Annotated in this window: 16 protein-coding genes and 1 tRNA gene; 11 read left to right on the plus strand and 6 right to left on the minus strand. The window is 65.1% G+C overall.

The window, feature by feature from the left end:
• Nucleotides 1-4 precede the first annotated feature (4 nt).
• The 6 genes from argB (at nt 5) to J2X44_RS01855 (ending at nt 4,150) form a co-directional block, all read left to right on the plus strand.
• The gene (gene argB / locus J2X44_RS01830; protein ID WP_405053334.1) at nt 5-904 is read left to right on the plus strand and encodes an acetylglutamate kinase; all 900 of its coding nucleotides are present in this window, start codon (nt 5-7) and stop codon (nt 902-904) included.
• Nucleotides 905-948: 44 nt separating this feature from the next.
• On the plus strand, nt 949-1,248 hold the full coding sequence (locus J2X44_RS01835; RefSeq protein ID WP_137751535.1) for a YggT family protein: 300 nt from the start codon (nt 949-951) through the stop codon (nt 1,246-1,248).
• Nucleotides 1,249-1,250: 2 nt separating this feature from the next.
• Nucleotides 1,251-2,153: a bifunctional methylenetetrahydrofolate dehydrogenase/methenyltetrahydrofolate cyclohydrolase FolD gene (folD, locus tag J2X44_RS01840; RefSeq protein WP_310087581.1), complete on the plus strand. Its 903-nt coding sequence runs from the start codon at nt 1,251-1,253 to the stop codon at nt 2,151-2,153.
• Nucleotides 2,153-2,827, plus strand: a complete 675-nt coding sequence (locus J2X44_RS01845) for a hypothetical protein (RefSeq protein ID WP_310087582.1) — start codon at nt 2,153-2,155, stop codon at nt 2,825-2,827. Before folD ends, J2X44_RS01845 begins: the two co-directional genes overlap by 1 nt.
• Nucleotides 2,824-3,453 (plus strand): MarC family protein, encoded by a 630-nt coding sequence (locus J2X44_RS01850; protein ID WP_310087583.1) that lies wholly within the window; start codon nt 2,824-2,826, stop codon nt 3,451-3,453. The genes J2X44_RS01845 and J2X44_RS01850 overlap by 4 nt, the downstream gene beginning before the upstream one ends.
• A gap of 127 nt (nt 3,454-3,580) precedes the next feature.
• Complete coding sequence (locus J2X44_RS01855; RefSeq protein ID WP_310087585.1) at nt 3,581-4,150, plus strand: superoxide dismutase family protein; 570 nt, start codon at nt 3,581-3,583, stop codon at nt 4,148-4,150.
• An 8-nt stretch (nt 4,151-4,158) separates the two neighbouring features.
• Here J2X44_RS01855 and J2X44_RS01860 read toward each other — a convergent pair whose 3' ends face one another.
• The gene (locus J2X44_RS01860; RefSeq protein WP_310087586.1) at nt 4,159-5,757 is read right to left on the minus strand and encodes an MFS transporter; all 1,599 of its coding nucleotides are present in this window, start codon (nt 5,755-5,757) and stop codon (nt 4,159-4,161) included.
• A gap of 106 nt (nt 5,758-5,863) precedes the next feature.
• On the opposite strand from J2X44_RS01860, the gene J2X44_RS01865 reads away from it, so the two are divergent.
• Nucleotides 5,864-6,370, plus strand: a complete 507-nt coding sequence (locus J2X44_RS01865) for a low molecular weight protein-tyrosine-phosphatase (protein WP_310087587.1) — start codon at nt 5,864-5,866, stop codon at nt 6,368-6,370.
• Here J2X44_RS01865 and thpR read toward each other — a convergent pair.
• Nucleotides 6,259-6,894: an RNA 2',3'-cyclic phosphodiesterase gene (gene thpR / locus J2X44_RS01870; protein WP_310087588.1), complete on the minus strand. Its 636-nt coding sequence runs from the start codon at nt 6,892-6,894 to the stop codon at nt 6,259-6,261. The genes J2X44_RS01865 and thpR overlap by 112 nt on opposite strands.
• A gap of 139 nt (nt 6,895-7,033) precedes the next feature.
• Here thpR and J2X44_RS01875 point away from each other — a divergent pair, with 139 nt between their 5' ends.
• Nucleotides 7,034-7,765, plus strand: a complete 732-nt coding sequence (locus tag J2X44_RS01875) for a Bax inhibitor-1/YccA family protein (protein ID WP_310087589.1) — start codon at nt 7,034-7,036, stop codon at nt 7,763-7,765.
• Nucleotides 7,766-7,846: 81 nt separating this feature from the next.
• Entirely contained in the window at nt 7,847-8,743 is an 897-nt protein-coding gene (locus J2X44_RS01880) for a DUF2785 domain-containing protein (RefSeq protein WP_310087590.1), read from the plus strand.
• Between the two features lie 140 nt (nt 8,744-8,883).
• On the opposite strand, the gene J2X44_RS01885 is transcribed toward J2X44_RS01880, so the two are convergent.
• Nucleotides 8,884-9,519, minus strand: a complete 636-nt coding sequence (locus J2X44_RS01885; protein WP_310087591.1) for a glutathione S-transferase family protein — start codon at nt 9,517-9,519, stop codon at nt 8,884-8,886.
• A 104-nt stretch (nt 9,520-9,623) separates the two neighbouring features.
• Between J2X44_RS01885 and J2X44_RS01890 the strand changes: the two genes are divergently transcribed.
• Nucleotides 9,624-10,385, plus strand: a complete 762-nt coding sequence (locus J2X44_RS01890) for a molybdopterin-binding protein (RefSeq protein WP_310088306.1) — start codon at nt 9,624-9,626, stop codon at nt 10,383-10,385.
• Here the strand turns inward: J2X44_RS01890 and J2X44_RS01895 are convergent.
• Entirely contained in the window at nt 10,358-11,608 is a 1,251-nt protein-coding gene (locus tag J2X44_RS01895) for a TCR/Tet family MFS transporter (protein WP_405053335.1), read from the minus strand. The two genes, J2X44_RS01890 and J2X44_RS01895, sit on opposite strands and share 28 nt — an antisense overlap.
• A 131-nt stretch (nt 11,609-11,739) precedes the next feature.
• On the opposite strand from J2X44_RS01895, the gene J2X44_RS01900 reads away from it, so the two are divergent.
• Complete coding sequence (locus J2X44_RS01900; RefSeq protein ID WP_310087592.1) at nt 11,740-12,519, plus strand: transglutaminase family protein; 780 nt, start codon at nt 11,740-11,742, stop codon at nt 12,517-12,519.
• Nucleotides 12,520-12,618: 99 nt separating this feature from the next.
• On the opposite strand, the gene J2X44_RS01905 is transcribed toward J2X44_RS01900, so the two are convergent.
• Together J2X44_RS01905 and J2X44_RS01910 are read right to left on the minus strand one after the other, a co-directional pair.
• A tRNA-Gly gene (locus J2X44_RS01905) sits at nt 12,619-12,692 on the minus strand.
• 48 nt (nt 12,693-12,740) lie between these two features.
• Nucleotides 12,741-13,211 carry an Lrp/AsnC family transcriptional regulator gene (locus J2X44_RS01910; RefSeq protein WP_310087593.1) on the minus strand — a complete coding sequence of 157 codons (471 nt, stop codon included), beginning with the start codon at nt 13,209-13,211 and terminating at the stop codon, nt 12,741-12,743.
• Nucleotides 13,212-13,285: the final 74 nt, after the last annotated feature.

Consider the following 13,285-nt stretch of genomic DNA (forward strand, 5'->3'; position numbering starts at 1 on the left):
CGTGATGACTGACGCGCCCGAAATGCCCGACCTGCTCGCCAAGGCCGAAACGCTGGTCGAGGCGCTGCCCTATTTGCAGCGTTATGCCGGTGAGACGTTCGTGATCAAATATGGCGGCCATGCCATGGGCGATCCCGAGGCGCAGCGTGATTTTGCCGAGGACATCGTGCTGCTCAAAGCGGTCGGCATCAACCCGGTCGTTGTCCATGGCGGCGGGCCGCAAATCGGCGCGATGCTGAAAAAGCTCGGCATCGAATCGTCCTTTGTCGGCGGCCTGCGCGTCACCGACGCGGCGACCGCCGAGGTTGCCGAGATGGTGCTGGCGGGCAAGATCAACAAGGAAATCGTCAGCTGGCTTGCCGCGCTCGGCGGCCGTGCGGTCGGGATTTCGGGCAAGGACGCCAATCTGGTGCTCGCCGAAAAGGTTAGCCGGACCCAGCCCGACCCCAATTCGGGGATCGAGCGCCACGTTGACCTGGGCTTTGTCGGCGAACCGGTGGCGGTCGATCCGACGATCCTGATCAACCTGACCAAGGACAATTTCATTCCCATCGTCGCCCCGGTCGCGCTGGGTGCCGACGGTGCGACCTACAACATCAACGCCGACACGATGGCGGGCGCGATCGCCGGGGCGCTGGGCGCCAAGCGGTTTTTCCTGCTGACCGACGTTGCCGGGGTGCTCGACAAGGACAAGAATCTGCTGACCGACCTCGACCGCGCGGCGATCGACGCGCTCAAGGCGGATGACACGATCACCGGCGGCATGATCCCGAAGGTTGAAACATGCGTCGCCGCGGTCGATGCGGGGGTCGAGGCGGCGGTCATCCTCGACGGGCGCATTCCGCACGCGATGCTGCTCGAAATTTTCACCGCAAGGGGTGCGGGGACGCTCATTCACCGCTAAGAGACGCGGCAAGATCCTTTTTCGGAGAAATCGCCTTGGTTCTCATGCTCCTCCAGATCGTCCACATCATCCTGACGGTCCTGTGGTGGTTCATCATCGCGCAGGCGGTGATGTCGTGGCTGATCGCGTTCAACGTGATCAACACGCACAATGATTTCGTCAACCAGCTGTGGACGGTGCTCGATCGGATTACCGAGCCGCTATATCGGCCCTTCCGCCGCATCATGCCCGATTTCGGCGGGCTCGACCTGACCCCGATGCTGGTGCTGATCATCATCATCATTCTCGACGGGCCGGTGCTCGGTTATCTGGCGCGGCTGGCCTATGCCAACGGCATGGCGTGACGATGGCTGACACCGCGGCGCAGGTGATCGACGGCAAGGCGTTTGCCGCTGGCCTGCGCGCCCGGATTGCCGATGCGGTTCCCGCCTTTGTCGCCGCAACCGGCCGCGCGCCCGGCCTTGCCGTTGTGCTGGTCGGCGACGACCCGGCAAGCGCGGTCTATGTCGGGTCCAAGGGCAAGGCGACGATCGCCGCGGGCATGGCCAGCTTCGAACACCGCCTGCCCGCCACCGCGACGCAGGCCGAGGTTGAGGCGTTGCTTGCAGAGCTTAATGCCGACGATGCGGTCGATGGCATCCTGCTGCAACTCCCGCTCCCCGGCCACCTTGACGAACAGGCTGCGGTCGCGACGATCGATCCCGACAAGGATGTCGACGGGCTGACCCCGGTCAGCGCCGGTCGGCTGGCGCTGGGCATCCCGGGGATGGTGCCCTGCACCCCCTATGGCTGCCTGCTGCTGCTGCAGGATCGGCTCGGCGACCTGTCGGGCAAGGACGCGATTGTCGTCGGGCGTTCGATCCTGGTCGGCAAGCCGATGGGGCAATTGCTGCTCGGGGCCAATGCCACGGTGACGATGGCGCATAGCCGCACCAAAGATCTGCCCGCGCTTGTGCGCCGCGCCGACATCGTCGTCGCGGCGGTCGGGCGCGCCGAGATGGTCAAGGGCGACTGGATCAAGCCTGGTGCAATCGTCATCGATGTCGGCATCAACCGCCTGCCGCCTGCCGAAGGCGTCGCCAAGGGGCGGCTGGTCGGCGACGTCGATTATGCCGAGGTCATAGCGGTCGCCGATGCGATCACCCCCGTTCCCGGCGGGGTCGGGCCGATGACGATCGCCTGCTTGCTTCGCAACACCCTCGTCGCCGCGCACCGCCGCGCGGGGCTTGCCGATCCGGAAGGCTTTTGATGCGTCACCTCCTGCTTCCTGCGCTTGCGCTGTCCTTGCTCGCCGGATGCGCCGGCAACCCCGACGATCTTCGCAATCGGCCGCTCGGTCCGAACCCCAGCGCCTTTGTCGCTGCCGAGATCGGCTTTGCGCGGCTGGCGCAGGACAAGGGCCAGTGGACCGCGTTTCGCGAAACCTCGCACCCCGACGCGGTCATGTTCGTGCCGCAGCGGGTGAAGGCGCGCGATTGGCTGAAAACCCAGACCGATCCTGCCGAGGCGGTGAAGTGGCAGCCGCACGCGGTCTATGTCAGCTGCGACGGCAACGCCGGGGTAACGACGGGCGCGTGGCAAAAGGGACCGGCGAACGGTTTCTTCAGCACCGTCTGGCTGCGCGATCCCAAAAGCGGCAAGACCAACTGGATCCTCGACCATGGCGATGCGCTGGCCGCCCCGCGCGAGGCGCCCGAATTCATCGAATCGAAGCAGGCGGTGTGCGGATCGCGCCCCGCCGTCCCCATCGAAGCGGGCGCTGAGGGTGACGATATGGCGGTCGGCCTGTCGCCCGACCAGACGCTCAGTTGGACGTCGACGGTGCGGCCCGACCGGTCGCGCCGTGTCACCATCCGGCTGTGGGACGGCAGTGCGATGGCGACGGTGATCGACGATCAGGTCGCGGCGCCGAAACAGCCATGATCGACCTGTTCATCTCGGCCTTTGTCACGCTGTTCGTGGTCATCGACCCACCCGGCTGCGCGCCGATCTATGCCAGCCTGACGACGGGTGCCAGCGCGGCGCAGCGCCGGTCGATGGCGATACGCGCGACGGTGATCGCCGGGTTGATTCTGGTCTTTTTCGCGATGTTCGGCGAGGCCCTGCTCAGCTTCCTGCACATCGACCTCGACAGTTTCCGCATCGCGGGCGGCATCATGCTGTTCATCATTGCGATCGACATGGTGTTCGAAAAGCGCACCGAACGCCGGGAGCAGCGCGCCGAAAAACTGATCGCGACGCCCGAGATCGAGGATGTGTCGGTGTTCCCGATGGCGATGCCGATGCTGGCCGGACCGGGCTCGATCGCATCGGTGATGCTGCTGGTCGCGCAGAACAACGGCCTGGACCGGGCGTTCGTGATCTTTGGCGCGCTGCTGCTCGTGCTGCTGCTGACGCTGGGCGCGCTGCTCGCGGCGGGGCCGCTGATGCGGCTGATCGGTAACAAGGGCGAGGCGGTGATCACCCGCCTGCTCGGGGTGCTGCTCGCCGCGCTGGCGGCGCAGTTCGTCATCGACGGTTTGAAGGCGAGTTTTCCGTCGCTCGCCTGATTGCCGGTCTTGGCGCCTGGACTTATGTCCTTGGAGTTGGCGATGAATGAGGGCATCGTCGGTGGCGCGGGATCGAAACGCACCGCCGTGACGTTCTGATCTCAGTCAGGTAGCAGGGAGCAGCAAAATGAAGATTGGTTCGGGCCGGAAACGGGCGATTGCCCCCGCATTGGTTACCGCCGGGGCGCTCGCGCTCGCCGGATGCGCCGGGATGGGGAAACAGGCGGCGACGACACTCCCGGTCGCCGATGCCCATGCCCAGCTTTATGATGCGAAGGGCGCCGACCGCGGGCGCGCTGATTTCTATCGCGACACCACCGGGCTGCGGGTCGAGCTGGTCGCACGGGGTTTTGCCCCCAGCACCTATGGCATGCACGTCCATGCCGTCGGCCGCTGCGACGGGCCCAAATTCACGACGGCGGGGCCGCACTGGAACCCGACCAATGCCCAGCACGGCCGCGACAATCCGCTGGGCGCCCATCATGGCGATCTGCCCAATCTGGTGGTGGAGCCGGAGACAATCGGCCGCGCGACGCTGACCCTCGTCGGCACGCGGCTGACCGGTGAAGGCGGAATGCTCGACGGCGACGGCGCCGCCTTTGTCATTCATGCCGGGCCCGACGACATGAAGACCGACCCGAGCGGCAATAGCGGCGATCGCGTAGCCTGCGGCGTGATCGTTATGGGCGGCGGCTAAAGCCAGGCCTAAGCCGAGTCGGCCCGTTCGACGATCGTCGCTTCAGCTGCCGGCACGGCGCGATAGGCATAGAGCAGCAGCACCAGCGCGATCGGCGCGACCCCGATCAGCGACAGGATGCCGGTGCGCAGATCGCCGACCGGCTGGCCATCGACTATCGTTCCCGCCAGATCGGAAATCTGTCCGACCATATAGGGACCGAAGGACAGGCCGACCAAAGTCGTGCCCAGGAAGAAGGCGGCGGTCGCGGTGCCGCGCATCCGCGGCAGCACCAGATCCTGCGTCGTCGCCGCCGCCGCGCCAAGCGCAGTGGCGCCGAACATCCCGGCAAGGAAGTTCATCGTATAAAATAGCGCCGCATTTTCGGTGGTGTAGCCGATCCAGATCGGCACGATCGGCGCGATGACGCCAAAGATGATCATCAGGACGCGTCCCGCCGGGTTCTTGGCGCGCAAGGCATCGGCGATCCGGCCCCCGACGATCACCCCGATAAAGCCACTGACCGCGCCATTGGCGCCCAGGATGAACGCCAATTCCTGCTTGGGCAGCCCGAGCACGGTTTCGGCATAAGGCGCCGACCAGAAGGCGAGGGCATAGGCGGCAAGGCTGACCATGCCATAGCCCAGCGTCGTGCAGATGAACGCCGGGGTGCCCCAGATCAGGCGAAAGGTCGCGCTGTCGCGGGCGCGTAGCGTGCAGGCCCAGGAAAAGACGGCGTAATAGCCCAGGCCGACGGCCGACCATTGCGGGAAATTGCCGGTCAGGCCGATCATCCACCACGCGAAGGCCGCGATGCCGATCGCAAAGCCGATGTTGATTGCCAGCGCGGTCGGCCCGCGCTGCCACGCGCCAATCAGCGTGAACGGCGGCACGATCGTCGACAGATCCTGCGCGAACTGGCGAAACGGGGTCGGCGAGCTGGGGCTGGTGACCCCGTCCATCGCACCGCGCACCGGCTCGCGCAGCGTCGCCACCCACAGCGCGACGATCAGTCCCGGGATGCCGACCGCCAGGAACGCTGCCTGCCAACCGACCAGGTCCAGCGGGCCGCCGCCCGGATAGGCGTCATTCCACGCCTTGACGATCCATGCGCCGATGAACAGCGAGATACCGCCGCCCAGATACAGGCCCGACGAATAGACCGCGAGCGCAGTCGCGCGCTGTTTCTTCGGGAAATAGTCGGAGATCAGCGAGTAGGCCGTGGGGCTGGCGGTCGCCTCGCCGATCCCCACCCCCATGCGGGCAAAGGTCAGCGTGATCTGATCGCGGGCAAATCCCGACAGCGCCGTCATCGTCGACCATAAAGCCAACCCGATCGACAGCAGCTTCACTCGGCTCCAATTGTCGGCCAGCCGCCCGAGCGGAATCCCGAACAGCGCGTAAAACACCGCAAAGGCGGCGCCCCCCAGAAAGCCCAGATCGGCGTCAGTCAGCCCCAGATCGGCCTTGATATCGACCGCGAGGATGCTCAAGATCTGGCGGTCGATGAAATTGAGGATATAGACGACGACCAGCACCGACAGCACATACCAGCTATAGCCGGTGGCCTTCGGTTCGGGCGCAACCGGCGCTTCGGCCGCAATCGTTTCGCTGGCGGTTTCAGCCATCTGGCAACCCTCTCCCTGACCCATTATCTGTTATGGACACTGGCTAGCAGAGCCGACGCATCGCGCAAGTTGAAAGTCGGTTCACCTTTGGCGCGAGAGGAGCAATATGACCAGAAATAGCCCCGGTCGGCCCACCATCCTGTTTCTCTGCCTTGGCAATATCTGCCGCTCGCCGCTGGCCGAGGGCGCGGCGCGCGCGGCCTTCGCCGCCGCCGGGATCGATGCGACGCTCGATTCGGCGGGCACCGGCGATTGGCATGTCGGCCACCCGCCCGACCGCCGCGCACAGGCCGAAGCACGGCGGCGCGGCGCCGATATTTCGGACCTGCGCGCCCGTCAACTGGCGCCGGACGATTTCTATCGTTTCGACCTGATTCTCGCGGCGGATACCGCCAATTTACGCGAGGCCCGCGCGCTGGCCCCGTCCGACGCGACGGCGCGGATCCGATTGATGCTCGACCTGGTGCCGGGACGGCAAGGCGATAGCGTGACCGATCCCTATTATGGCGACGACGGCGGTTTCGCCGCAACATGGGACGATGTCAGCGCGGTGGCCGCGGCGCTGGTTGCCGAGGCGTCGCCCGAAACGTCACCCGGGACGTCAAGCGGGTAGCGCGCGACCGGATGATAGCGCGACCCGCCATGCCCCATTTCGCTTTCATAGAGGACGACATGGGTGAAATCGAATGGTGGGCTGGCGAGATTGCTGTTCTGCGTCAGAAACGCCGCAACCGGACCGGCGCTGCGGTTCAGGCGAGCCAGCGTGATATGCGGTATAAAGGCGCGCGTTTCTGCCGCGACCCCGACCCGCGCCAGCAGCTGATCGACCTTGCGGTGCAGCCCGGCGAGCGCCGCGAGCGGTTCGACCCCGGCCCAGATGGTATGCGGCCAGCCCTTGCGTTCGAACAGGCCGACCCCGGCGATCCGCGCCGTAATCGCCGCGGCGTGCAGCCCGCCGAGCGCTGCGGCGATGTCTTCGGCGCGGTGATGATCAACCTCGCCGATGAAGCGGAGGGTCAGGTGGAGCTGGTCGTCATCCTGCCAACGGGCCGCCGAAATCCCGTGCATAGCGGCGCGCAGCCGGGCGCGGATCGGCGGCGGCGGCCGCAGCGCGACGAACAGGCGGTGGCTCGACATGGTCGGATCAGCATAACCGCTTGCCGCTGCGCAACCACCGAAACTTGCACGATGTCCGGTTTCGCTTGAAAGCCGGTGAGAAAATCACGATATTGCCCCCTACGGCCGGTATGGGCTGGCCGGTGATGGAGTAATGACAATGGCGAATTGGAACGACCCCAATATGGCGGCTTCCGGTTTTGGGACCGGCGCGAACGCAATGGACCAGGCCGTCGATGCCGGCCTGCGGTCGTACATGCTGTCGGTTTACAACTATATGGCTTCGGGCGTGCTGTTGACCGGCATCGTCGCGTTGCTGGCGTTTAACAGCGGTTTCACGCAGTCGCTGATCGGCAGCCCGCTGATGTGGGTGGTGGCGCTCGCGCCGCTGGCCTTCGTCCTGGTGCTCAGCTTCGGGATCAACAAGCTGTCGACGACGGCGGCTCAGGCGCTGTTCTGGACCTTCGCCGCGGTGATGGGTCTGTCGATGTCGACGATTTTCCTGCGCTTTACCGACGCGTCGATCGCGCAGACTTTCTTCGCGACCGCTGCGGCCTTCGTCGGCCTCAGCCTCTACGGCTACACGACCAAGAAGGATCTTTCGGGCTTTGGCACCTTCCTGATCATGGGCGTGTTTGGCATCCTGATCGCGATGTTGCTCAACGCCTTCGTGTTCCAGTCGGGCGCGCTGACGCTGGCGATCAGTGTCATCGGCGTGCTGATCTTTGCGGGCCTGACCGCCTATGACACGCAGAAGATCAAGAGCATGTATTTCTATGTCCGCGGGACCGACTTTGTCGGCAAGTCGGTGGTGATGGGCGCGCTGACGCTCTACCTCGACTTCGTCAACATGTTCACCTTCCTGCTCAATCTGCTGGGCAGCCGCGAATAAGCGGGTCGGACATCGAACGAAACAAGGGAGCCCGGCGAAGCGATTCGCCGGGCTCTTTCTTTTGAGGGGACGCGGGCGACGATGAGGTGGATATGGGGTGCGGTTGGCGGCGCGGCGATGCTGGCTGTGGTCCCCGTGGCGGCGAGGACAAGCGACGACTGCCCGGTCGCGCGACCCGCCGATGGCGACCTCACAGCCTTTGCCAGTCGCTACTTCCCCGCGGCAAATGATGCCGCGCTCGATGCGCTGATCGCGTGCCTCGGCGCAAGCGATCCCGCCGTCCGTGATGACTTCGCTTTCGCGCTGTGGAGCGCCGGGCTGCGCGGCAAGCATCTGAAGCCGGACGGGATGCGCCACGCGGTCGCGCGACTTACACGGACCCTCGCCGCGCCCGAGGACAAGGCAGGGTTTCGCCGCCCCTTCGCCGCGCTCGCGCTATCTGAAGTCGCGCGCGCCGACCGGATCGAACCGTTTCTGACCGAGGCCGAATTGCACGATCTGTCCGCTATCGGCGCGACCTATCTGCGCGGCGTCACCGATTATCGCGGCTTTATCGCGGGCGAGGGCTGGCGGCACGGCGTCGCGCATGGCGCCGATCTGGCGATGCAAATCGCGCTCAATCCGCGGCTGACGCGCGCCGACGCCGACCTGCTGCTCGGCGCGATTGCGGCGCAGGTCGCGCCAGCGGGGCCGCACGCCTATGTCCATGGCGAGGCGAGGCGGCTGGCGCGGCCGCTGCTGTTCCTGGCGAAGCGCCCCGACATCGACGACGCTGCGTGGGCGGCATGGTTTCAGGCGCTCCACCCCGATGCCGCGGCGCGTTGGCAAGCGCCCTACGCTAGCACGGCGGGGCTGGCGGCAGTCCACAACAGCAGCGCCTTTGGCGACGCCGTCTATGTTGCGGCCAGCGAATCGCAGGATCCGCAGGTCCGGCGGCTCGCGCCGCTGGCTGCGGGATTGCTGAAGGCGCTGCCCTAGTAACGGCGAGCGAATTACCAAACAGCCTCGTCATTGCGACGACCCCGGGCTTGATCCGGGGGACGCGGCAATCCAGAGCTTGCGTAAACCGCTCTGGATTGCTTCGCTTCGCTCGCAATGACGACTCAGAAAGTCCAGCTTTAAGCGGGATTCGCCGCCTGCATCTCGGCAATCAACGCATTGTCGATGTCCTTCGCGCGCCGATATGCCGCCCGCTCGCGTAATGGCGCGACATAGGCCTCGAACGCCGGGCGCGACGCGATCGTGCCGAATTGCAGCCCCCAGTCGATCTGGCTGCCGACATACACATCGGCGGCGCTGAAACGGTCCCCCGCCACAAACGCCTTGCCCGCCACCGCGCTTTCCAGCGCGTCGAGCGCGGCGGCAAGCGAACCAAAGCCTGCCATCCGTTGCTGGTCGGCATCGGGCTCGACGCCGAAATGCTTGGCGGTGATCGCCTGTTCGACCGGCCCCGAAGTGAAAAACAGCCAGCGATAATAATCGGCGCGGTCAGCGGGTGACGGCGCGAGGCCGGCCTGCGGAAACGCATCGGCCAGATAGGCGCAGATCGCGGCGCATTCGGTCACCACCTGGCCATCATGCACGATCGCCGGAACCTTGCCCATCGGATTGACCGCCAGATAGGTGGCGTCCTTCATCGTCGTGCCATAATCCAGGACGCGCGGTTCATAGGGCACGCCAACCTCTTCGAGCATCCAGCGGACAATCTGGCCGCGCGACATCGGGTTGGTGTAGAAAATCAGTGCTTCGGCCATCGCGGCTCTCCCTTGCGCATTGCGAATCGAGATTGAACATAACAAGAACAAATGTAGAGGTCCACCGGACTTGTTTTGTCATGGCGTCCGGTTATGGCAAGGTGATGAACGACGAACGGATCTGGACAGCCGCCGTGCTGGTGATCGGCGACGAGATTCTCTCGGGCCGCACCCAGGACAAGAATATCGCGCAGATCGCGACCTGGCTCGATGCCCAAGGTATCCGGCTGCGCGAAGTGCGCGTCGTTCCCGATGTCGAGGACGAGATCGTCGCCGCATTGAACGCGGTGCGCGCGCGCTACGACTATGTCTTTACCACCGGCGGCATCGGTCCGACCCATGACGACATCACCGTCGATGCGGTCGCGAAGGCGCTGGGCGTCGGCGTGATCGTCCACCCCGACGCGCGCGCGATCCTCGAACGTTATTATGGCGGCCGCGGGCTCGAACTGACCGAAGCGCGGCTACGCATGGCGCGGACCCCCGATGGCGCCGAACTGATCCCCAACCGGATGTCCGGCGCGCCGGGCATCCGCATCGGCAATCTGTTCGTCATGGCCGGGGTGCCGCACATCACGGCGGGCATGCTCGACGCGCTGACCGGCGAGCTGGAGGGCGGCGCGCCGCTGATCGCCCACACGATCGGCGCTTGGTCACCCGAAAGCGAGGTCGCCGACCTACTGCGCCAGGGCGAAAAGGATCATCCCGGCGTCGTGATCGGCAGCTATCCCTTTTTCCGTGATGGCAAGGTCGGCGCCAATTTCGTGATCCGATCGACGTCGGCAGGCGATGTTGCCGCCTGCGCCGCGATGCTGACCGCGGGGCTGGAAGCCGCGGGCTATGCGGTGACCGACGGCGGCATCTGATCGGGCGTATCGCCGCTGGTCCGCGTGACGCGGGGCAGGCGCCGCAGCATCAGGATCGCGAGCAGGCCAAAGATCGCCGACACGATGAAGGCGGCGCCCGGAAAATGCACCGGCGCTTTATCCGCCGTAAAATAGGCCATGGTGCCGGTCAGCACGATCGGCGCGACGAGTTGGCCCAGCCCCATCGCCATCGCCGAAATCCCCTGCACCTCGCCCTGCGTTTCGGCGGTGGCGCGCCGCGACATCAGCGCGTTGAGCGACGGCTGCACCGGCGCCTGCAACGCGATCGGCAGCAACAACAGGAACGCGCCCCAGGTCGAGGTGACAAAGGCAAAGCCCAGATAATTGGCGACCGCGATAAAAATGCCGATCGTCGCGGCATCGCGCTCGCCAAAGCGCGCGACCATCGGCCCAACGACAAACGCTTGCCCCAGCGCGATCATCACCCCGACCGCGGCCAGGCTGGCGCCGATCATCCCGGGGGTCCAGCCGAGCTGCGCGATGCAGTAAAAGCTCCACGTCATCGGATAGACCAGGCTGGCGATCTGCCACAACGTCAGCACGCTCGCGACGCCGCCCATGCCGGGCAGGCCGCGCATCGTCTTGAGCGCGCCCAGCGGATTGGCGCGCCGCCAGTCAAAGGCGCGGCGGCGCTCGGGCGGCAGCGTTTCGGGGAAGATGAACAGACCATAGAGCATGTTGGCGGCAGCGAGGATCGCGGCGGCGACGAACGGCGCGCGTGGGCCGATCTCACCCAGGAAACCGCCGATCGCCGGACCCGCGACAAAACCGACCCCGAACGCCGCGCCGACAAAGCCGAAGTTGCGCGCGCGTTCTTCGGGTTTGGTGATGTCGGCGATCGCCGCCTGCGCGGCGGCATAACTGCCACCGAATACCCCTGACAAAGCGCGCGCCACGAAAAGCCAGGGCAGCGTCTGAACAATCGTCAGCAACGCATAATCGATCGCCAGACCGCCCAGCGACAACAGCAGCACGCGTCGCCGCCCGAACCGATCGGACAGATTACCCAGCACCGGCGACGCCAGAAAGGTCGCGACCGCCATCACCAGCCCGATCCACGCCCCGACCTCGATCGCCTGGGGCAAGTCGATGCGCCCGACCTCCATCACCAGCTGCGGCAACACCGGCATGATGATGCCGAAACCGACCGCGTCGATAAAAATCGTCGCGACGATGAAGGGAATGGTACGCGATGCGGTCACAAGATTTCCCGACGGAGAAGGGTTTGGCGGCTCATACCGCGACGGCGCCGAATCGCACCAATGCTTTTCAGTTGTGCCGCGGTTTTTATCACCCTAGCGGCACCGATCCCGCTTTGGAGCGTTAGCAGCCGATGAAACTCGAAATCACCGCCGCGCTCGACTATCGCCTGGGCGATCCGGTCGACCTGATGCTGCACATCGAAGCCGCAGCAATCCCCGAACAGCTGATCCTGAACGCCGTGCTCGACGTTGGCGATTGTGAATATTTCGCCCGCGTTCCGGCGCAGGACATGATCGGCGACCGCATCTGGCTGCGCCGCGGCGGCGAGCTGAATGTCCGCTATCGCACGACGGTCGAAATCCAGCGCGACGTGATCGATTACCGCACGCTGGACAAGGTGCCGATGCACCGGCTGCCCGGCGAGACGGTCCAATATCTCAACGAATCGCGCTATTGCCCCGCCAACAAATTCATCCACTTCGTCCAGGACGAGTTCGGCGATGTCGAGGGCGGCGCCAAGATCGGCCGGATGCGCGACTGGATCGAGGCGCATTTCACTTATGTATCGGGGTCGAGCGATGCCGAAACCGGCGCGCTTGACAGCTTTGTCGAACGGCAGGGGGTGTGCCGCGACTATGCCCATGTGATGGTCAGCCTGGCGCGCGCGGCGGCGATCCCGGCGCGCATCGTCAGCGTCTATGCGCTGGGCGTCGAACCGCAGGATTTCCACGCGGTGGCAGAAGTATTCCTCGGCGGCGCCTGGCATCTGGTCGATGCGACCGGCATGGCGAAGGCGGGCGAGATGGCCAAGATTGCGGTCGGCCGCGACGCCGCCGACATCAGCTTCCTGACCGCTTACGGCGAGATATCGATGCTGAACCAGCGGGTGACGGTGGAGGCGGTGACCTAAGATGGTCTGGCGCGGCAAAGCCGCGCCGTCAGTCCCGCTGCGCGGGCTGGCCGAACTTTCGCTGATCGCGCTTTAGCGTCGCCAAATCGCTGCGAAAGTTGGAGCGGGTGAAGGGAATCGAACCCTCGTCACTTGCTTGGGAAGCAAAAGCTCTACCATTGAGCTACACCCGCTTGCGGCAGCGCGATTGGCACAGCTGTGCGCGGCGGTCAATCCTCGCGTCAGCGCGCCGTTTCGCTGATCGTTTCCATCGCGACGAAGGTCGAGGTGCTGGCGACATGCGGCAGGCTGGAGATTTTTTCGCCCAGCACGATGCGATAGCGGCGAATGTCGATGGTGCGGACCTTGAGCAGATAATCGAAGCTGCTGGCGATCATATGGCACTCCTCGACCTCGGGGATCGCGCGCACCGCGGCGTTGAACTGCTTCAATGCCGCTTCGCGCGTGTCGGACAGTTTCACCTCGGCAAAGGCGACATGATCGAGCCCGACCTTGGCCGGATCGACGATCGCCGCAAAGCCGGTGATCACGCCCTTGTCGATCAGGCGCCGGACGCGTTGCTGGCAGGGCGTTTTCGACAGGCCGACATGCTGCGCCAGATCGGTGAAGGTCATGCGACCGTCCCGGCGTAGAATCGCCAGGATTTTCCGGTCAAAATCGTCCAGATCGACTGCAATAGGCACATCATTCATGATATTCGCCTAAAACCGATCCAATAATAGGTCAAAAGATAAATCTAAGCGCCGATAATTGGTCGGATCGCCGG

The sequence above is a fragment of the Sphingopyxis sp. BE259 genome (assembly GCF_031457495.1).
Lineage (GTDB): Bacteria > Pseudomonadota > Alphaproteobacteria > Sphingomonadales > Sphingomonadaceae > Sphingopyxis.